Origin of the sequence: Catenibacillus scindens, assembly GCF_014202115.1 — a bacterium.
GTDB lineage: Bacteria > Bacillota > Clostridia > Lachnospirales > Lachnospiraceae > Catenibacillus > Catenibacillus scindens.
The window spans coordinates 26,707-44,829 of record NZ_JACHFW010000010.1 but is presented as its reverse complement, the minus strand read 5'-3'; the positions used below and the strand labels follow the sequence as shown (position 1 = coordinate 44,829).

19 protein-coding genes and 1 pseudogene are annotated in these 18,123 nt (G+C 45.4%); 14 read left to right on the top strand and 6 right to left on the bottom strand.

What is annotated here, in order from left to right:
* Positions 1-44: 44 nt before the first annotated feature.
* Positions 45-3,578 carry a pyruvate:ferredoxin (flavodoxin) oxidoreductase gene (gene nifJ, locus HNP82_RS11895; RefSeq protein WP_183775070.1) on the top strand — a complete coding sequence of 1,178 codons (3,534 nt, stop codon included), beginning with the start codon at positions 45-47 and terminating at the stop codon, positions 3,576-3,578.
* A gap of 41 nt (positions 3,579-3,619) precedes the next feature.
* Here the strand turns inward: nifJ and HNP82_RS11890 are convergent, their stop codons facing one another.
* Together HNP82_RS11890 and HNP82_RS11885 are read right to left on the bottom strand one after the other, a co-directional pair.
* A complete protein-coding gene (locus HNP82_RS11890; protein ID WP_183775068.1) occupies positions 3,620-4,054 on the bottom strand; it encodes a hypothetical protein in 435 nt (144 codons plus the stop codon).
* Between the two features lie 206 nt (positions 4,055-4,260).
* Positions 4,261-5,766 (bottom strand): DUF1846 domain-containing protein, encoded by a 1,506-nt coding sequence (locus HNP82_RS11885; RefSeq protein ID WP_183775065.1) that lies wholly within the window; start codon positions 5,764-5,766, stop codon positions 4,261-4,263.
* A gap of 206 nt (positions 5,767-5,972) precedes the next feature.
* On the opposite strand from HNP82_RS11885, the gene HNP82_RS11880 reads away from it, so the two are divergent.
* From HNP82_RS11880 to HNP82_RS11840, 9 genes and pseudogenes are all read left to right on the top strand, one after another.
* The gene (locus tag HNP82_RS11880; protein ID WP_183775063.1) at positions 5,973-7,271 is read left to right on the top strand and encodes a M16 family metallopeptidase; all 1,299 of its coding nucleotides are present in this window, start codon (positions 5,973-5,975) and stop codon (positions 7,269-7,271) included.
* Positions 7,268-7,705, top strand: a complete 438-nt coding sequence (locus HNP82_RS11875; protein ID WP_183775061.1) for a DUF1700 domain-containing protein — start codon at positions 7,268-7,270, stop codon at positions 7,703-7,705. The genes HNP82_RS11880 and HNP82_RS11875 overlap by 4 nt, the downstream gene beginning before the upstream one ends.
* Positions 7,702-8,181, top strand: coding sequence for a 23S rRNA (pseudouridine(1915)-N(3))-methyltransferase RlmH (gene rlmH, locus HNP82_RS11870; RefSeq protein WP_183775059.1), 480 nt, complete (start codon positions 7,702-7,704; stop codon positions 8,179-8,181). Before HNP82_RS11875 ends, rlmH begins: the two co-directional genes overlap by 4 nt.
* Before the next feature lie 245 nt (positions 8,182-8,426).
* Positions 8,427-8,699: a hypothetical protein gene (locus tag HNP82_RS11865; protein ID WP_183775057.1), complete on the top strand. Its 273-nt coding sequence runs from the start codon at positions 8,427-8,429 to the stop codon at positions 8,697-8,699.
* Positions 8,683-8,961, top strand: a complete 279-nt coding sequence (locus HNP82_RS11860; RefSeq protein ID WP_183775055.1) for a DUF4160 domain-containing protein — start codon at positions 8,683-8,685, stop codon at positions 8,959-8,961. Before HNP82_RS11865 ends, HNP82_RS11860 begins: the two co-directional genes overlap by 17 nt.
* A gap of 92 nt (positions 8,962-9,053) precedes the next feature.
* Positions 9,054-9,263, top strand: coding sequence for a hypothetical protein (locus HNP82_RS11855; RefSeq protein WP_183775053.1), 210 nt, complete (start codon positions 9,054-9,056; stop codon positions 9,261-9,263).
* A gap of 21 nt (positions 9,264-9,284) precedes the next feature.
* Positions 9,285-9,698 (top strand): annotated as a pseudogene (locus tag HNP82_RS11850) (DUF3990 domain-containing protein).
* 563 nt (positions 9,699-10,261) lie between these two features.
* Positions 10,262-10,915, top strand: a complete 654-nt coding sequence (locus HNP82_RS11845) for a DUF1287 domain-containing protein (RefSeq protein ID WP_183775051.1) — start codon at positions 10,262-10,264, stop codon at positions 10,913-10,915.
* A 13-nt stretch (positions 10,916-10,928) separates the two neighbouring features.
* Positions 10,929-11,543 (top strand): GNAT family N-acetyltransferase, encoded by a 615-nt coding sequence (locus HNP82_RS11840; protein WP_243164751.1) that lies wholly within the window; start codon positions 10,929-10,931, stop codon positions 11,541-11,543.
* Here the strand turns inward: HNP82_RS11840 and HNP82_RS11835 are convergent.
* Genes HNP82_RS11835 through HNP82_RS11825 form a run of 3 tightly spaced genes read right to left on the bottom strand, consistent with a single transcriptional unit; the run spans position 11,511 to position 13,833 of the window.
* Positions 11,511-12,224: an ABC transporter permease gene (locus tag HNP82_RS11835; RefSeq protein WP_183775049.1), complete on the bottom strand. Its 714-nt coding sequence runs from the start codon at positions 12,222-12,224 to the stop codon at positions 11,511-11,513. The genes HNP82_RS11840 and HNP82_RS11835 overlap by 33 nt on opposite strands.
* The gene (locus tag HNP82_RS11830) at positions 12,221-13,036 is read right to left on the bottom strand and encodes an ABC transporter ATP-binding protein (protein WP_183775047.1); all 816 of its coding nucleotides are present in this window, start codon (positions 13,034-13,036) and stop codon (positions 12,221-12,223) included. Before HNP82_RS11830 ends, HNP82_RS11835 begins: the two co-directional genes overlap by 4 nt.
* Positions 13,033-13,833, bottom strand: coding sequence for a MerR family transcriptional regulator (locus HNP82_RS11825; protein WP_183775044.1), 801 nt, complete (start codon positions 13,831-13,833; stop codon positions 13,033-13,035). Before HNP82_RS11825 ends, HNP82_RS11830 begins: the two co-directional genes overlap by 4 nt.
* A 325-nt stretch (positions 13,834-14,158) precedes the next feature.
* Between HNP82_RS11825 and HNP82_RS18245 the strand changes: the two genes are divergently transcribed.
* The 3 genes from HNP82_RS18245 to HNP82_RS11810 all read left to right on the top strand — a co-directional run bounded on the left by HNP82_RS18245 (position 14,159) and on the right by HNP82_RS11810 (position 16,279).
* Positions 14,159-15,004, top strand: coding sequence for a thiamine pyrophosphate-dependent enzyme (locus tag HNP82_RS18245; RefSeq protein ID WP_183775041.1), 846 nt, complete (start codon positions 14,159-14,161; stop codon positions 15,002-15,004).
* A 2-nt stretch (positions 15,005-15,006) separates the two neighbouring features.
* On the top strand, positions 15,007-15,168 hold the full coding sequence (locus HNP82_RS18240) for a thiamine pyrophosphate-dependent enzyme (protein ID WP_183775038.1): 162 nt from the start codon (positions 15,007-15,009) through the stop codon (positions 15,166-15,168).
* A 247-nt stretch (positions 15,169-15,415) separates the two neighbouring features.
* The gene (locus HNP82_RS11810; protein ID WP_183775035.1) at positions 15,416-16,279 is read left to right on the top strand and encodes a phosphoribosylaminoimidazolesuccinocarboxamide synthase; all 864 of its coding nucleotides are present in this window, start codon (positions 15,416-15,418) and stop codon (positions 16,277-16,279) included.
* 228 nt (positions 16,280-16,507) lie between these two features.
* Here the strand turns inward: HNP82_RS11810 and HNP82_RS11805 are convergent, their stop codons facing one another.
* The gene (locus tag HNP82_RS11805) at positions 16,508-17,176 is read right to left on the bottom strand and encodes a helix-turn-helix transcriptional regulator (RefSeq protein ID WP_183775032.1); all 669 of its coding nucleotides are present in this window, start codon (positions 17,174-17,176) and stop codon (positions 16,508-16,510) included.
* Positions 17,177-17,358: 182 nt separating this feature from the next.
* On the opposite strand from HNP82_RS11805, the gene HNP82_RS11800 reads away from it, so the two are divergent.
* The gene (locus tag HNP82_RS11800; protein WP_183775029.1) at positions 17,359-18,123 is read left to right on the top strand and encodes a nucleotide-binding protein; all 765 of its coding nucleotides are present in this window, start codon (positions 17,359-17,361) and stop codon (positions 18,121-18,123) included.

The following is an 18,123-nucleotide window of genomic DNA, read 5'->3' as shown; positions in this document are numbered from 1 at the left end:
ATATGAAACACATATATGAACACAAATGAAAGGAGATTTTTTAAATGGCAAAAGTTATGAAAACCATGGACGGTAATACAGCGGTTGCTTGGTCGTCCTATGCGTTTACCGAAGTTGCCGGTATCTTCCCAATCACACCATCTTCTCCGATGGCTGAAGTGACAGATGAGTGGGCTGCGAACGGAAAGAAGAACATTTTCGGACAGCCTGTAAAGGTTGTTGAGATGCAGTCTGAGGGAGGTGCTTCAGGTGCCGTTCACGGTTCCCTGGCCGCAGGTGCCCTTACAACCACTTATACAGCTTCCCAGGGTCTGCTCCTTATGATCCCTAATATGTATAAGATCGCTGGTGAGCTTCTTCCATGCGTATTCCATGTAAGCGCCAGAGCGTTAGCTACACATGCGCTTTCTATTTTCGGTGATCATTCCGACGTTATGGCCTGCCGCCAGACAGGTTTTGCCCTGCTCTGCTCCAACTCCGTGCAGGAAGCTATGGACATGGCAGCGGTAGCTCATCTTTCCGCAATCAAAGGAAGAGTTCCATTCCTTCATTTCTTTGACGGTTTCAGAACTTCTCATGAGATTCAGAAAGTTGAATGTCTTGATTACGACGAGCTGGCAAAACTGGTAGATTACGATGCTCTCAATGCGTTTAAACGCCGCGCTCTGAATCCGGAACATCCGGTTGTCAGAGGTACTGCTGAGAACCCTGACATCTTCTTCCAGGGCAGAGAGGCTTCCAACAGCTATTACAATGCACTGCCTGCAGTTGTTGAAGAGTACATGGCAGCTATCAGCAAACTGACTGGCCGCGACTATAAATTATATAATTACTATGGCGCTCCGGACGCTGAAAAGGTGATCATCGCTATGGGTTCTGTCTGCGAAGCAGCAGAGGAGGTTATTGACTACCTGACAGCTAAAGGTGAAAAAGTTGGTCTTGTAAAAGTCCATCTGTACAGACCGTTCGCTATTGAAAAATTCCTTGAAGCTATTCCTGAAACAGCTACAAAGATCGCTGTTCTTGACAGATGCAAAGAGTCCGGTTCCATCGGCGAGCCTCTGTACGAGGATGTATGTACAGCGTTCTTCAAGACAGGAAGAAAAGCAACGATCGTTGGCGGACGTTACGGCCTTGGTTCCAAAGACGTTACACCGGCTCAGATCATCTCTGTATATCAGAACCTTGACGCTGACGAGCCTAAGAACGGCTTCACTGTTGGTATCGTAGATGATGTGACATACACATCTCTGCCTGTCCTTCCGGAAGTTGACGTTGCCGGCGAAGGCACAACAAGCTGCAAGTTCTGGGGCCTTGGCGCAGACGGTACTGTAGGCGCTAACAAGAACTCCATCAAGATCATTGGCGACCATACAGATATGTATGCTCAGGCATATTTCTCCTATGACTCCAAGAAATCCGGTGGTATCACTCAGTCCCATTTACGTTTCGGTAAAAAACCGATCCGTTCCACATACTATGTTAAGACTGCAGATTTCGTTGCCTGCCATAATCAGGCATATGTATATCTCTATGATATGCTTGGCGAGATCAAAGAAAACGGCACATTCCTTTTAAACTGCGAGTGGGATGCCAAAGAGCTGGATGAGAAGCTTCCTGCTTCCATGAAACGCATCATCGCTCAGAAGAACATTAAGTTCTACACCATCAACGCTACAGACATCGCTCAGGAGATCGGTCTTGGAAACCGTACAAATACAGTTCTCCAGGCAGCATTCTTTAAACTTGCCAACATCATTCCTATTGATGACGCTGTAAGATTTATGAAGGAAGCGATCAAGAAGACATACGGCAAGAAAGGCGATGCTATCGTCAACATGAACTATGCCGCAGTTGATGCCGGCGTTGACGGCGCTGTCGCTGTTGAAGTTCCTGCTTCCTGGGCTGACGCTAAAGATGCTGAAGCAGCAGATGTTAAGGATGTTCCGGAATTTATCAAAGACGTTGTAGAACCTGTAAACGCTCAGAAAGGTGATGACCTTCCTGTCAGCACATTTGCCCGCGAAGACCGCGTTGACGGTACATTCCCTCTGGGAACAGCCGCTTATGAAAAACGTGGTGTTGCCGCTATGGTTCCACAGTGGGATTCCAGCAAGTGTATCCAGTGTAACCAGTGTTCCTATGTCTGCCCACATGCGACAATCCGTCCATTCCTCTTAACAGAAGAAGAGAACGCAGCCGCTCCGGCAAACTATGGCGCAGTTAAAGGCAAAGGCAAGGGCGTTGACCAGTACTACTTCAAGATGCAGGTATCCGTACTTGACTGTCTTGGATGCGGAAGCTGTGCAAATGTCTGCCCGGCTAAGGAAAAAGCCCTGACAATGGTTCCTCTTCATACACAGTATGACGAAGCTCCAAACTGGGAATACTCCTTAACTCTTTCTAAGAAAGAGAACCCGATGAAGACTGACACTGTAAAAGGCAGCCAGTTCGAGCAGCCGCTCCTTGAGTTCTCCGGCGCCTGCGCAGGCTGCGGTGAGACACCGTACGCAAAACTGATCACACAGCTTTTTGGCGATAGAATGTACATTGCCAACGCTACAGGATGCTCCTCCATCTGGGGTGGCTCCGCACCTTCTATGCCATACACAACTAACGAGAAGGGTCAGGGTCCTGCATGGGCAAACTCCCTGTTCGAGGATAACGCTGAGTATGGCTATGGTATGTATTTAGGTGTTAAGGCTCAGAGAGAAAGAATCGCTTCCATGGCTAAAGCCGCTATCGAGGCTGGTGCCGGTGATGCTGAAAAAGCCGCTCTCCAGGGCTGGATTGATACAATGAACGATGGCGATGCTTCCAAAGCTGCTTCCGCAAACCTTCTTGAAGTTGCGAAAGCATATAATGGTGACAACGCTGAAGTTAAGGCAGCATTTGATTTTATCGTTGAAAACTCCGACCAGCTTGTTAAGAAGTCCCAGTGGATCTTCGGCGGTGACGGATGGGCTTACGATATCGGTTACGGCGGATTAGATCACGTACTTGCTTCCGGTGAAGATGTAAACGTATTTGTATTCGATACAGAAGTTTACTCCAACACAGGCGGACAGTCCTCCAAATCTACTCCGATCGGTGCTGTTGCGAAATTTGCCGCTGCCGGTAAGAGAGTGAAGAAGAAAGACCTTGGTATGATGGCTATGTCCTATGGCTATGTATATGTAGCTCAGGTTTCCATGGGCGCTAACCAGGCTCAGCTTTTGAAAGCTCTTAAAGAAGCTGAAAGCTATCATGGTCCTTCCCTGATCATCGCATACGCTCCATGTATCAACCATGGTATCAAGGGCGGTATGAAGTTTGCTCAGACAAGAATGAAACAGGCTGTTGAGTGTGGTTACTGGAGCCTTTACAGATTCAATCCTGATCTCGCTAAAGAAGGAAAGAATCCATTCAGCTTAGACTCCAAAGAGCCGACAGGCGATTTCAGAGAGTTCATTATGAGTGAGGTTCGTTATTCTTCACTGACAAGAACATTCCCTGAAGTAGCTGAGGAACTGTTCGAGAAGACAGAAGCGACAGCTAAGGAAAGACTTGAAAATTACAAGAAGCTTGCTGCTCAGTAATAAAAATTAAATGATCAGGCGGCCATTGGCCGCCTGATTTTTTAGTGGGTTTCCGTTTCGGAAGGATTGCCGTCAGAGTCGTCTGTGTCTCCGGTCACTTTGCCGTCTTCCGTATTATAACTGCCCTCGTCAAGATTTTCCGCGATATCTCTGGCAAATTTGCTGAAGATCGTGTCCTCATACATATCTTTGCCCCGGATATATGCCCCGGCCAGACGGTCGTCCACATAGCGCAAAATTGCCGTGCTTCCGTCGGAGAGACTGTAAACGTCCACGTCTTCTTTTTGGGCCAGGTGGTCATCGTCCTGGCCGAGAAGATTTTCTACATCCCGGCGCTCCATGTCCGCAGAAAGTTCCCGAATATTATCCGACGTCAGGTCTGTGCGGGACTGTGCGGAGGTTTCGCTTCCGGAGGAACATGCGGCAATGGTTAAAATACCTGCTAAGATACAGAAAACTAAAAATAATTTTTTCATGGCTGACTTCCTTTCCTTATGATCGCGCTGCGTGCAGCGCCGATATTCTTCTGGCTGTTATCATTATGTCCAAAAGACCATAAAAAAAGCTTTTATCCTGCTGGAAAAAACAGGATAAAAGCTTTTTATTTATTCCCGCGGGCAGTACGCCAAGAGAACACCGCGATGGGGGATTAGATTTAAGTGAAGAACCGTTAAAGTTCTTTTTAGCTGTAAGCCAGGTTTTCGGAAGGATATTCCGCGTCGCAGGTCATATCCACACCCAGCTTGCGCAGCGTTTGTTCGTCGTTGTGGGTCAGCATAATAGTGCTGTGGCCTTGAACGCCATTCAGTTTTTCTAGTTTGTTAAGCGCCATCTGAGCCGTGGGATTTGTCACGGCGCTGATACTCAGCGCGATAAGGATCTCCTCCAGGTTCAGGGCACAGTATTTGGAATGGAGATCATTCTTTTTCAGATTCACGATAGTTTCCAGCACATTAAGGGAGATGAGGGGAATTTCATCGGCAATACCGGCAAGGTATTTGATGGCATTTAAAGTTGCCGCAGCGCAGGATACCATAATGTCGGAACTCTTTCCGGTGATGATCGTGCCGTCATCCATAGCGAGGGCAGTTGCAGAAGAAATATCGTTGTTGCTCAGCTTCTTCATATTCTTCCGGGCGTATTCTCTGGCCGGAGCAACGACAACACGGTCTTCTTCTTTAAGTCCAACTTCCTCCATGATCAGTTTGATCCGCTGCATCGTCGATTCGTCGGCCTGGCCTTTTTTATATTCACAGGCGGTCTTAAAATAGCGGCGGATGATCTCTTGGAGGGAAGCTTCACGGACAACCTCGTCATCCACAATGCCAAAGCCAATACGGTTGACACCCATATCGGTCGGAGATTTATATACGGACTCTTTATTTGTAATCTTCTCAATAATACGCCGTACTACAGGGAACATCTCCAGATCACGGTTATAATTGACGGCGGCGATGCCGTAAGCCTCATAATGGAAATAATCCATCATGTTTACATCTTTAAGGTCGGCGGTGGCTGCCTCGTAGGCGATATTTAGAGGATGCTTTAAAGGTACATTCCATACAGGGAATGTCTCAAATTTAGAGTATCCGGCAGACTTTCCAAGGCGGTGTTCATGGTAGAGCTGATTAAGGCATGTGGCCAGCTTGCCGCTGCCTGGACCGGGAGCGGTAACGACAACGATGGGTTTAGTTGTTGTGATGTAGGGGTTTTGTCCGTAACCTTCAGGGCTGACAATGGTATCCACATCGGCGGGATAGCCTTTGATCGCCTTGTGAGTGTAGACTTTAATATTGCGCTGTTCCAGCTTGTTAATGAAAACAGTGGTTGCCGGCTGATGGTCAAAGCGGGTAATGACAACGCTGTTGACTTCCAGGCCGTATCTTCTCAGATCATCAATCAGGCGAAGCACATCCATATCATAAGTAATGCCAAAGTCACCGCGGATCTTATTGCGCTCAATATCCCCGGCATAGACGCATATAATAATTTCTGCCTGATCTTTAAGCTTTTGAAGCAGTTTGATCTTTGCGTTTTCGTCAAAACCGGGAAGGACTCTCTTGGCGTGGAGATCGTTAATCAATTTACCACCAAATTCAAGGTAGAGTTTGTCGTAATTGTTTACCCGTTCCAGAATATACTGGGACTGCTCTTTGATGTACTTTTCGTGATCAAATCCGATTTTCATAATTTCCTCCTTGCTCGGCTACCCTTAAAGGCTGCGCCTGTATCACCTTGCCGGGTTCCTGTACTCTTAAATTCATTTCATAACATCCGATAATTATATCATACTTTTACAGGCTATGAAATAAGAAATTGAAAAAACTTGAAATGATAATTAAAATTCGATATGATATAGGCTGAGAAATGACAGACAGGAGATTAATAGAGAGAATGGTTATCCGTAAAATACTTGAAAATCACATACGTGTTGTTATGGAACCTATGGAAAATTACAGATCTGTTTCCATTGGCGTCTGGCTGGAGGCGGGATCTGCCGATGAAAATAAAGAAAATAACGGTGTGGCCCATGTGGTGGAGCATATGCTTTTTAAAGGCACTGAGCGTCGCAGCGCCAGGGAGATTGCCGATGAGATGGCAGCTATCGGCGATAACCTGGACGCTTACACAAGCAAAGAGTGTACCTGCTATTATACCCGGACTCTGGGCGAATACGCCTATGAGGCTTTGGATATTCTCGGAGATATGCTCCAGCACGCCAAAATCGACGGTGAAGACCTTAGGAAAGAGCTGGGTGTTGTTCTGGACGAGATGGATATGTATGAAGATGATGCCGACGAATTGTGCCATGAGCTTCTTCAGAAGGAAGTGTGGGGGGATCACCCTTTAGGATATATTATTTCCGGAGAAAAAGAGGTTGTGAGAAACTTTTCTGCCAGCACTGTCCGCCGATTTATGGAAGACTATTATACAGGAGATCATATGCTGATCTCTGTCGCAGGAAATTTTGAACCGGACAAAATGCTGGCCGCCATTGAAATGATTTTTGGAACAGTCCGGCCGGGCTCGAAAACTCTTTCCAGGCCGGATCCGGTATATCGTCCGGTGATGGTCTGCCGGCATAAAGATATTGAACAGATGCACCTGGATCTGGCCTTTGACGCCATACCTTATGAGCATGAGGATAAATATGTTTTGAGCGTTGTCAACAGTATTCTCGGCGGCAACGGCAATTCCAGACTGTTCCAGGAAGTCCGGGAAGATAAAGGGCTGGCCTATTCTATTTATTCATACGGCAGTTCTTTTAAAAACTGCGGTCTGTTCCAGATTTACGCCGCAATGGCGCCCAGACAGACGGATAAAGTCCTGGATGCCATATTGGAGGCTGTTGACCGGATGAAAAGAGTGCCAGTCAGCGAACATGAGCTTGAGCTGACAAAAAGGCAGATATGTACAGAACTTTATCTGGGTTCGGAGAGTACCCATAACCGTATGGATGTCAACGCCAAAACGTGGATTTACATGGAGAAAGAGGAGAGCCTGGAGCAAATTGCGGACAAGGTTCGCCAGGTGTCTGCCGGGGACATACAGAGATTTATGGAGACGTATGTAGATTTTAATAAAATCAGCGGGGCTTTTGTGGGAAATTTCAGTGATATGGACGCAGATCAGGTCAATGAAGTTTTAGCCCGCTGGAAGATTCCACAGAAGATACACAAGGAGGATATATGAGCAAAAAAGATTTTTTAAGGGAACTGAGAAGTTATTTGACGGGCAAAGTGAGCAGCGGCGAGCTGGAAGAAGCTATCCGCTATTATGAAAAATATCTGGACGGGGAGGTTGCTTCCGGCAAATCAGAAGCTGAGGCCACCGCCGGCCTTGGAGATCCCCGGATCATCGGGAAAAGTATCGCGGACGCGGCTGGCCGCAGATCACGTCATCACAGCCGAAACTCCTCCGTCAATGCGTCCCAGAACAGATATGAGAAAAAGCCGGAAAAGGGAAACTGGTCCCGCCTTAAACTTTATGGGGCCATCGGGATTGTGATCCTTCTTGTTCTGGCCGTTCTCATCGTTCTGACGAGAGTGATCGCCTTTTTCTTCCCTCTGCTGGTTGTGGTTTTTGTGATCGCTCTTGTCCTGCGCAGAAACGGAGGCCTTCGATGAAGATGACGCTGCTGGCCGTGGGTAAGGTAAAAGAAAAATTTTATACCCAGGCCATCGCTGAGTTTGAGAAACGGCTGAGCCGGTACTGCCGTCTGGATATTGTGGAGGTGGCCGATGAGAAAACCCCCGACGGTGCCAGCCCTGGTCTTGAGGAGCAGATCCTTCAAAAAGAGGGAGAGCGTCTTTTGAAAAATATACGGGAGGACGCATTTGTCATTGCTCTGGCCATCGACGGAAAGGCGTTGTCTTCCGTGGAATTGGCCAAAAAAATTGAAAAACTGGGCATTGACGGCGTCAGTCATATCCAGTGGGTCATCGGGGGCTCTCTGGGCCTTGCGCCCCAGGTGCTGTCCCGGGCGGACATGCTTCTCAGCTTTTCAAAAATGACTTTTCCCCATCAGTTGATGCGGGTGATCCTCCTGGAGCAGATCTACAGAAGTTTCAGGATTATCCATCATGAGCCATATCACAAGTAAGGGCGGTTTTTTCGCATTTGGGTGTGATATGGTGTGAAGTAATAAATCATGTAGAGTATTTGTAAGGAGAGTGGACAGATGATGTTCTGCTCTCTTTTTGTATGAGTGAAAAATAGTAATGACAGGGAAATATTTAGGGTGTTATAATAGACTAAATCGTTTGACAACTTGGAATTTGAAAGTATCGCTAATGGGATATAATATAAACAATAAATATCGTATAAAAAGCAGGGAGGAACGATAACATGATGTATCCTTTTATGACATTGAATGATGAGACAGAGATTGTTCATTCTGATATGCAGAATGATGGAAGAGTAAAAGTGTATATTGAGAGACCTGATGAACAATATGGCTTTAAACATGCTACATGCTGGCTCCCCGATTATACTTGGGAAGATGTTTACCATTTTTCAGAAGAAGAGATTGAGCAGTTTGAAGAAATCATAAGATCAACGGCACATCTTATTATTGAATTTTCTCAGGAAGGAGGCTTTGAGAATGCCTCAAATCTTTAGAATGGGAGAATACTGGATTTATTTCTGGACAAATGAGAATAAACCCGTTGAACCGATTCATGTACATATCGCAAAAGGAAAGCCTTCTGAAAATGCAACAAAGGTATGGATTACCAGTGCAGGGAACTGTCTGCTTTGCAATAATAATTCAAGAATACCTTCACATACGTTGCGAAATATTATGAGAATGATTGAGGCACGAAGTGCTGATATTATTCAGAAATGGTTTACATATTTTGGCGAAATAAGCTATTACTGTTGATTTTTTATTGGATCGCACTTGGATGTATTATGGGGAAAAATATCGCAAATAGGACGAGAAAGTGCAATTTATTAAGTGGAATGGTGATATAAATGAAGAAATATACGATAATGTCTAAGATTGCTTTAGTAATATGTTCAGGTTTAATCGCTTTAGCTTTGATTAACGGCGCCACAGGATTTATAAATTCAACAATTTCATTTAGCGGGACTGTAATCTGTATTGTCGGATTACTTATTGCTATACTTGCAATTACAATATTGGAGAGGGAAAGGCTAAAAAGGAAGATAGATAAATCTTAACTGTGAAGGGGGGAAAAGTATATGATTTTATATCATGGAAGTAACGTAATAGTTCAAGAACCGCAGATTTTGGAAAATGGTTTTTACAAAGATTTTGGCTATGGGTTTTACTGTACAATTATAGAAAAGCAGGCAAAACGCTGGGCTTTGACAAAACGTAGAAGGCATACTGTAAATTTTTATGAATATTCACCCGATAAGAGCCTGAATATTTAAAAGTTTAGCAAAATGACAGAGGAATGGTTGCAATTTGTTGTAAATTGTCGGCTTGGCCTAAAACATGATTATGATGTTGTCGAGGGACCGATGGCAGATGATACAATCTGGGATTATGTTGAGGACTATATGGCTGAACGAATTTCAAAAGAGGCGTTCTGGGAACTGGTTAAGTTTAAGTATCCGACGCATCAGATGCCGGACCCCTTTAAGAATTAAAGGTTTGCGGTAGGGGGAATTTTTCCAGTCCAGTAATTTTTTCATAAATAAACGTTCCATAGACTCACTCCTCACATTTTCTTTGAAATTTTAGTGAAAAAAATCACATTTTTATTATATGCTAAACGATGGCAAAATACAATGGAAATCACATAATTATATATATTTTAGTGATATAAATCACGTTTTTATAATTTTTTATGTGAATAGAGCAATGCCAATGGCCTGAAAGTGGAAAAGAAGCGGTGCAAGCCGCAGGTCATCGCGCATACGAGGCGAGGCATCCGTGCGAGCGAAACTTCTGAATGTTTAATCAATTAAAACTTTGCAGTAAGTATTGACAAGCGATCTGTAATATGTATCATATAGACAAGTAAACCTGACGTTAAGAAGGCGGAGCTATATAGGTGCATTTGAAAGATAAAATTGGCTGTAAGGGCTGTAAGTCAAATAAGGGGATCATGGATCCAGAATCAACAACCTGAATAACTGGAAAGCCGGAAACTATGTCTATGAGAAATTAAATAATCTGGCACAGGAAAAAGCAAAAGAATTGAAATAAAATGAAAAAGAAAGTATTTATTTTTACGGCAGGCATAGCGGTCATTTTGTGCGCGCTGATCATCCTTTTCCGTTATCAGCATACGTCGTCTCGACGGCCTTCCGATCAATACGGTACGGCTGTGGAGCAGTTTGTCAGCACTACAGACAAGGATGGGGACGGCATTGACGATGAGACGGATATTTTGCAGGGCGCTCTGGAATACGCTGCCACAAAGCCAAAATATAAAAGCAAATATTATTCAACAGGCTATCCGGACGACGGCTATGGCGTGTGTACAGACCTTGTGGCCTTCGCCCTTAAAAATGCAGGTTATGATCTGATGACACTGGTGGATGGGGACATCAGGGACAACCCGTCGGACTACCATGTGGAGCGGCCGGATAAAAATATTGATTTCAGGCGTGTACAAAATCTGAAAGTCTATTTTGAACATTGGGGAATACGTCTGACCACTGATCTTTCTCAGATCGAAGAATGGCAGGGCGGGGATATTGTCATTTTCCAGGATCACATTGGCATTGTCTCTGACCGGAGGAATGAAAAAGGGATTCCCTATGTGATCCACCATAACAGCCCGTGGCAGACGGCCTATGAACAGGACATTCTCGAAATGAGAGATGATCTGGCAGGACATTACAGAATTTCTGAGTAGAGGAGATGAGCGCATGAGAAGAGAATCCGGCCGCATGGAAAAGAATACGCCGGCCCTTGAGACAGAGCGGCTTATTTTAAGAAAATTTGAACCGGCTGATGTGAGGGCTATCTATGAAATTTACAGCGATAAAGACGTGAATCGGTTTCTGCCGTGGTTTCCTGTGAAAACAATGGCGCAAGCCCAGGCTTTTTATGAAAATCATTTCCTGAGCAAATATACTCAGGAAATGGCTTACAACTATGCTGTCTGTCTGAAAAAGGATAATATCCCTGTCGGATATGTCAATGTCAGCACAGAGGACAGTTTCGATCTGGGGTATGGTCTTCGCAAAGAATTTTGGGGGCAGGGGATCACCACTGAAGCTGTCCTGGCTGTCATAGGCCAATTAAAAGGGGACGGGATTCCCTATGTGACGGCGACCCATGATGTGAACAATCCCGGCAGCGGAAAAGTGATGAAAAAGGCCGGGATGAAATATGAGTATTCATACGAAGAACAGTGGCAGCCCAAAAATATCCGGGTCACTTTTCGCATGTATCAGCTTAATCTTGATGGACAGAAAGACAGAGTTTACAGGAAATATTGGGAAAACTCAGCCGTTCATTTTGTGGAGGCGGATATATAGGTAAAGTGCCGCTCCGCCAAATAATAGAAGGGGATACCACAGATTTCCCGGATAAAGACCCTGATCCAGCATCAGGCGGTATCCCCAGAAAGCAGGGAAAAGGCGCCCGATAGCTTCTAAAAAATCAGGCAGCAGATTCACAGGAAACATGATCCCTGAGAGCATAATAGACGGTAAAAATAAAAGCTGGGCGAGCATCGTCAACTTTGCCTGGTTTTTTACTGCCAGTCCCAGTATGCACCCCAGGCATAATGAGACTGTAATAAATATGGCGAGGGCGAGCAGAAAAGGGGGAACATGGGCGGGTAAAACCGCGTCAAACAGCACCGGGGAGAGGAGCAGTATAATGGCGCAGGTGATATACAGATGTATAAAGGCCGAGAAAAACATGGTAATAAGGCCGGAATACAGCGGCACGCCATTAGCTTTGTAAACCTTCTTCACATCTGTGGCGTAAGTTTCCATCAGCGATGGAGGCAGCCCGATAAAAGCGCCCATAGATACCGTCAGTACGATCATAGATTGTATCAGAGTACCTTTCATTTCAGGCATTACAGAAGTAAAAATACGTCCCATGAGAAGAAAGAAAATAAGAGGTACAATATAGCAGGTCACTAATAATGATCTGCTGCGTATGTCTAATTTTAACTGTAATCTCAGGCTATATAAAAATCCGCTCATTTAACGTCCCTCCCTGTCATTTCCATGAAATGCTGTTCCAGTGTGCCCCGATCAACTTTCAGATCCCATATGGGGATCTTTTTATTTTTTAGTTCTCTGAGGAGAGCGATCAGAGTATCTTCAATATCTTCGGCCTCAAAATGCTTCTCGCCTTTTGGGGTCTTTATGTAAATAACATATTTTTTACTGATTTTATCTGTTAATTCTGAGGCTGTGCCGCAAAAGACGATATTGCCTTTATTTAAAATAGCGATGCGGTCACAAAGGGTTTCAACCTCCGCCATGTCGTGGCTTGCTAAAATAATCGTTTTTCCCTGTGATTTAAGCCTCCGGGTGTGTTCATGAAGCGCCAGCCGTCCCTCAACGTCAAGTCCGGCCGTGGGCTCGTCCAGGAAAATAATATCCGGATGGCTGATCAGGGCAAGGGCCAGATGCAGCCGCCTTTTCTGCCCGGTGGACAGCTGAATATACTGTTTTTTCTCTATTTCCCCGATGCCTAAAATATGAAGCATGGAGTGATCAATTTTGGATTTATTCCATTTTGCGAAAAGGGTCACGGCCTCCATTGGCCTGATGTGGGCGGGCAGGGCCGATGATTGAAGCTGGATACCCGTTTTGCCATAGACAATGATCCGGCCGGCGTCATATTTTTTTAATCCTTCTATACACTCAAGAATTGTCGTCTTGCCAGCGCCATTGACGCCCAGAAGGGCGAAAATTTCGCCGGATTGAATTTGCAGATCAACTCCATTGAGAACCAGGTGATCACCGTAGCTTTTTCGTAATCCGTGAACTTCTATAGCGCAGCTCATTGTTCCACCTCCCCAAAGGGATTTTTTTCAAGTTTGGAAAAATAGATTTCAAAAGCCGGGGAAAGATAATCGTTCACTGTTTTTTGTCTGCTTTCCCGCGGCACTGATGCTGTGTCAATACTGCCGATTTCCATTAATTTCGGAATCATACTTAAATCGCCGTCGGCAAACTCCATGATCAGATCCCAATATTTTCTGACTGCCTGCTGGCATTTCTCACTTTCCGGTGGAACGCCCTTCTTTTGCAGTTCTATGATCTCATCGGTCAGGCGGTTAAACCTGTCCATAAAATCCATCCCACTTGCCTTATCAAACTGGCTGCGTATATGGTCAAGGGTGTCATCATCAAAATGTTTGATCAGATAGTATGAGTCATTTTTCATTTGCAGATTGACAATGATATCTGCATACTTTTTAAAATTTACTGTCTGCATCTGAAGGACTTCTTCTTTTAACTGTTCGATTTCGGATAAAGCGATGCTTAATTGTTCAATTTTTTCTCTTATGTCATCCGCCTGTTTTGTGAGAACGCTGGCAACATCCGACGGCGTCTCTAAAGAAACCATGTATTTTCTGATATCCTCCAGAGAAAATCCCAGAGACTTCAGGGACACAATCTGATGAAGGGTGACAAGATCTTTATCAGTATAAAGTCTGCGCCCGCCTTCGCTTTCCGCCGACGGGGAGAGCAGACCTTCTTTATCATAGTACTGTAAAGTGCGGACAGTCACCCCCATTTTCTTTGCTATTTCTCCGACGGTCATATAACCTTCCGGTATTGCTCTGTGTTCTGCCATGCTCATCTACCTCCTGAATTTAAGACTCGCTCGCCAGTCTTGGCGCGGGATTCGGGTCGGCTTTAGCCGACATAATTCCCGTCTGATATATTATAAATTATGACGCTGCGTCACAAGCAAGTTTTTTTCTCAATAAAAATCATTTATGGAACCGATAAAAATGCTAATTTCCATATTAAAAAGGACTGTGTTAAAATTATGACATAACCAAATCAGGCCTGATGAACAGCAGCTATCTGGCCATGTTTTCCGGAATTTTCTCTGCCGGATAGCTGCGCAAAATCTATATTTCAAGCGCGCTTCCACATTTATGGAGGAGGAAAAAATGGGTGATAAAAAGACACGCGACTGGAAGTATTATTTAAAGTCGCTTATCGGTATTCTGATTATGATACTTTTTCCATTACTGCCTGCACCGGACCCAATTACCCCGGCAGGCATGGCAGTTATCGGACAGATGATCGGACTTATTGTTCTTTGGACATTTGTTGACATGATGTGGCCAACCTTTCTGGCGATTATACTTTTTGGATTGCGGGCATTGGAGATTTATCCCATGATCCAGATTGACGATGATCCGTGGGAGATCGGCAAAAACTTTCCTGTAGAATGTGGTATCCTTGGGGATATTCAAAAGTCTGTGGCCCGCCTGAATATTCTGCTTGAACCGGAGACGGAGCTGGCTGAAGCGGCAAGGGCCCGCGCACAGGTTATCGGCAAAAAGACAGGGGTTATCTATGAGGCCTTAATGGCAAAGGCCGGGGCAGAGAAGGACCGTTCTCCTGTGGCAGTTACCGCTCTGGCATCGGCAGTGGCAAAAGTCATGGACGAAGATGTTTGTATTGTGGACGATTGCTGGTCTTCGTTGGCTATTTTGCGCCAGATCGTGGATTTTAAAGATGAAAACACACTGTTTCGTCCGAGAAACGGCGGAAGCATCGGCTTTGGCCTGCCCGGAGGCCTTGGAGTTAAGATGGCTCTGCCAAAGAAAAAGGTTCTTGTCATTTCCGGCGACGGCAGCGCGGCCTGGTCCATGCAGACATTTTGGACAGCGGCTCACTATAAAATCCCTGTTACCTTTGTCATTACCAACAATGGTACTTATCGTCAGGTGAAAAATGTGCGCCAGTGGATTTTGGGGGGGGGAATCCGGCCAAGGAGCGCCATCTAGGCATGGATATTGACCAGCCGGTGATCTCATTTTCAGATCTGGCACAGTCCATGGGAGTCAAGGGCTGCCAGGTAAAGGAACCTTCCCTTCTTGCGGATACCATCAGGGAGGCCATGGACAGCAACGAGCCCAGGGTTGTGGAAGTTTTCATCGAAAGCAAGTAAGATCGGCGGGAGAATATGCTTACCCATACCCCAATATACGGACTTTTGATATTGAGATTCCTGAGTCCCAGATTAATCATATGATCGTCTGGAAAAGCCTAAAAAGCTCCGCGGCTGTAAAGTTTAAGAGCATTGTAGAGGAAATATACGGTTGAAACAGAAAAAAATTTAAAAATACTATTGTGTATTTTACCGAAGTTGTTTATGCTAGTATTGTTACAAAACATAAAGAAGTGAGGTAAATAGAATGAAACCGATTAAAGAAGGAAAAGTTCGTGAAATTTACGACAACGGCGACAATCTGATCATGGTTGCCACAGACCGGATCAGTTGTTTTGACGTTATTTTGAAAAACACCGTGACAAAGAAGGGAACTGTGCTGACACAGATGTCCAAGTTCTGGTTCGATATGACCGAGGACATTGTTCCGAACCATATGATCTCCACAGATGTTAAAGATATGCCGGAATTTTTCCGGCAGCCTCAATTTGACGGCAACAGCATGATGTGCCGCAAGCTGAACATGCTTCCCATCGAATGTATTGTCCGGGGATATATTACAGGAAGCGGCTGGGCAAGCTATCAGAAAGACGGGACTGTGTGCGGTATTAAGCTGCCTGCGGGCCTGAGAGAATCTGACAAGCTGCCGGAGCCTATTTATACACCGTCCACTAAGGCGGAGATCGGCGATCATGATGAGAATATTTCCTATGAGCAGAGTGTTGCCCATCTGGAAAAGTATTTCCCAGGAAAAGGGGAGGAGTACGCTTCCAAACTGAGAGATTATACCATCGCTCTGTACAAGAAGTGTGCTGATTACGCTCTTAGCCGCGGGATTATCATCGCGGATACAAAGTTTGAGTTTGGCCTTGACGAGGACGGCAACATTGTTCTCGGCGATGAGATGCTCACACCGGACAGCTCCCGTTTTTGGCCGGCAGACGGCTATGAGCCTGGACATGGCCAGCCTTCTTTCGACAAACAGATTGCCCGCGACTGGCTCAAAGCCAACCCGGATAGCAATTGGACCCTTCCGGAGGATGTTGTTCAGAAAACGATTGATCAGTATCTTCTTGGCTACGAGATGCTCACAGGCAAGAAACTTCAGTAAATTTCATAGCTTTGAGATAAGCGTTGGGCCGCGGCGGCAGATGATGCCATCGCGGCTCAACGATTATTTTGCTTTGCGCACCGGAACGAAACGATCAGTAGTGCCTCCCCTTTTGGCGGAAGGGAATTGTCTGGAGGATAGCAGGAATTATGGGTTATTCAGATATTGGGGTGACGTTGAATATCTGCATCTATTTGGGATTTGTGGAGGCTGAACCTGAATTGAAAATCAGGACACTTTTCGGCGGTATTGTCTTGGAGACACGCCGTAGTGTCGGGCAAATACCGTAGAAAAGTAAGCTGGAGATAGAAATCCACAGGCAGCACCAATGTCGTGGATTGGCAGGGCTGTGGAGCGAAGAAGCTGTCCTGCCTTTTCCATGCGCAGGCTGGTGATGTATGTGGAGAAAGAGCAGCCTGCACAGGAGCAGAAAAGTTCAGACAGGTAGGCTTTGCTTATATATAAATGATCGGCCACATCCTCCAGATGGAGATTCTCATCCAGGTGGCTGGATATGTATTCTCTCGCCCGGATAATATAAGGGTTATCCTGGAGGTTTAAGGCCAGTTCATGGCAGTAGGCGTGGATAATCTGGCCGGCTTTCTGGAAAAATTCATTTTTGTCTTTGCATCGGTGGATCAGCCGCACATTTTCATAACAGCATTGGTACAGAGAAAGATCCATAGTATATAATATGTAATTATAAAAACTCCGGTTCATGGAGGTCAGGAAAACAAGAATATCCGCCTCGCGGATTTCTCCATCAAACAGGCATCTGGACTGCTTTTCAAGGATTGCCTTTGTCTGGCTGGGGTCTCTGTGGAGAGCCGCGTCGCAGAGGGCCTTAAAATTATAAAATTCTTCTTTGCAAGTCACTTCTTTACTTTTATCATTCATTTTTGCTCACCTTTCCCGTAAAAATGAAAGTTCTGTCAAATATTTTGAAAGACATGGGAGATTTTGTGTGTTATAATCCCAATTGTTGGTTAGATAACACTAACTGCATGGTACCATGTTTTGCCAAAAAAAGGAAGTCCTTAAATAATAAAAAGAAAAGGTGATTGAGTTTGGAGGACGCAGTGAAGCGCAAAATTGCTATTTATGGTAAAGGCGGGATTGGAAAATCTACCACCACGTCCAATTTATCCGCGGCTTTAGCGGGGAAAAATTACCGGGTCATGCAGATTGGCTGCGATCCGAAAGCCGATTCCACAAAAAATCTTATGGGTGGACGGCGCATTCCCACAGTTTTGGAGCAGATTAAGGAAAAGGGCGAGGATATACGTCTGGAAGATATAGTTTTTGAGGGATACGGCGGTGTACTTTGTGTCGAATCGGGAGGACCAACTCCTGGTGTAGGCTGTGCCGGGCGGGGAATTATCTCCGCTTTTGAACAGTTGGAAAGTCTTCATGCTTTTCAGGTCTATGAGCCGGATATTGTTATTTATGATGTTTTGGGCGATGTGGTCTGCGGCGGATTTGCCATGCCGATCCGGGGCGGCTATGCCCGGGAGGTTTACATTGTATCCTCAGGGGAGATGATGAGCCTGTACGCGGCTAACAATATTGCCACGGCCATTCGTGGATTTGGCAGGCGGGGTTACGCCCGGCTGCAGGGGTTGATCCTCAACGCGAAAAATATTGAAAATGAAGAAGCTATTGTCAATGAAGCTCTGAAAGAGATTGGGACCCAGATGGTTCAGTATGTCCCGCGTTCGCCAGATATCCAGGCGGCGGAAGCTAAAGGCGGAACTGTGTTTGAAACTTTAGAAGATTCTCCGATGAAGGAAGTTTACAACGCTCTGGCCGATAAGATTCTGGCCATGGAAGAAAGGAATGAGTAA

What these genes read in the sequence shown, in the direction of transcription:
- HNP82_RS18245 (WP_183775041.1), top strand. Translation starts at nt 14,159, where the DNA reads ATGGGTGATAAAAAGACACGCGACTGGAAGTATTATTTAAAGTCGCTT.
- HNP82_RS11835 (WP_183775049.1), bottom strand. Translation starts at nt 12,224, where the DNA reads ATGAGCGGATTTTTATATAGCCTGAGATTACAGTTAAAATTAGACATA.
- HNP82_RS11890 (WP_183775068.1), bottom strand. Translation starts at nt 4,054, where the DNA reads ATGAAAAAATTATTTTTAGTTTTCTGTATCTTAGCAGGTATTTTAACC.
- rlmH (WP_183775059.1), top strand. Translation starts at nt 7,702, where the DNA reads ATGAAGATGACGCTGCTGGCCGTGGGTAAGGTAAAAGAAAAATTTTAT.
- HNP82_RS18240 (WP_183775038.1), top strand. Translation starts at nt 15,007, where the DNA reads ATGGATATTGACCAGCCGGTGATCTCATTTTCAGATCTGGCACAGTCC.
- HNP82_RS11875 (WP_183775061.1), top strand. Translation starts at nt 7,268, where the DNA reads ATGAGCAAAAAAGATTTTTTAAGGGAACTGAGAAGTTATTTGACGGGC.
- HNP82_RS11805 (WP_183775032.1), bottom strand. Translation starts at nt 17,176, where the DNA reads ATGAATGATAAAAGTAAAGAAGTGACTTGCAAAGAAGAATTTTATAAT.
- HNP82_RS11845 (WP_183775051.1), top strand. Translation starts at nt 10,262, where the DNA reads ATGAAAAAGAAAGTATTTATTTTTACGGCAGGCATAGCGGTCATTTTG.
- HNP82_RS11860 (WP_183775055.1), top strand. Translation starts at nt 8,683, where the DNA reads ATGCCTCAAATCTTTAGAATGGGAGAATACTGGATTTATTTCTGGACA.
- HNP82_RS11865 (WP_183775057.1), top strand. Translation starts at nt 8,427, where the DNA reads ATGATGTATCCTTTTATGACATTGAATGATGAGACAGAGATTGTTCAT.
- nifJ (WP_183775070.1), top strand. Translation starts at nt 45, where the DNA reads ATGGCAAAAGTTATGAAAACCATGGACGGTAATACAGCGGTTGCTTGG.
- HNP82_RS11855 (WP_183775053.1), top strand. Translation starts at nt 9,054, where the DNA reads ATGAAGAAATATACGATAATGTCTAAGATTGCTTTAGTAATATGTTCA.
- HNP82_RS11810 (WP_183775035.1), top strand. Translation starts at nt 15,416, where the DNA reads ATGAAACCGATTAAAGAAGGAAAAGTTCGTGAAATTTACGACAACGGC.
- HNP82_RS11830 (WP_183775047.1), bottom strand. Translation starts at nt 13,036, where the DNA reads ATGAGCTGCGCTATAGAAGTTCACGGATTACGAAAAAGCTACGGTGAT.
- HNP82_RS11885 (WP_183775065.1), bottom strand. Translation starts at nt 5,766, where the DNA reads ATGAAAATCGGATTTGATCACGAAAAGTACATCAAAGAGCAGTCCCAG.
- HNP82_RS11880 (WP_183775063.1), top strand. Translation starts at nt 5,973, where the DNA reads ATGGTTATCCGTAAAATACTTGAAAATCACATACGTGTTGTTATGGAA.
- HNP82_RS11840 (WP_243164751.1), top strand. Translation starts at nt 10,929, where the DNA reads ATGAGAAGAGAATCCGGCCGCATGGAAAAGAATACGCCGGCCCTTGAG.
- HNP82_RS11825 (WP_183775044.1), bottom strand. Translation starts at nt 13,833, where the DNA reads ATGGCAGAACACAGAGCAATACCGGAAGGTTATATGACCGTCGGAGAA.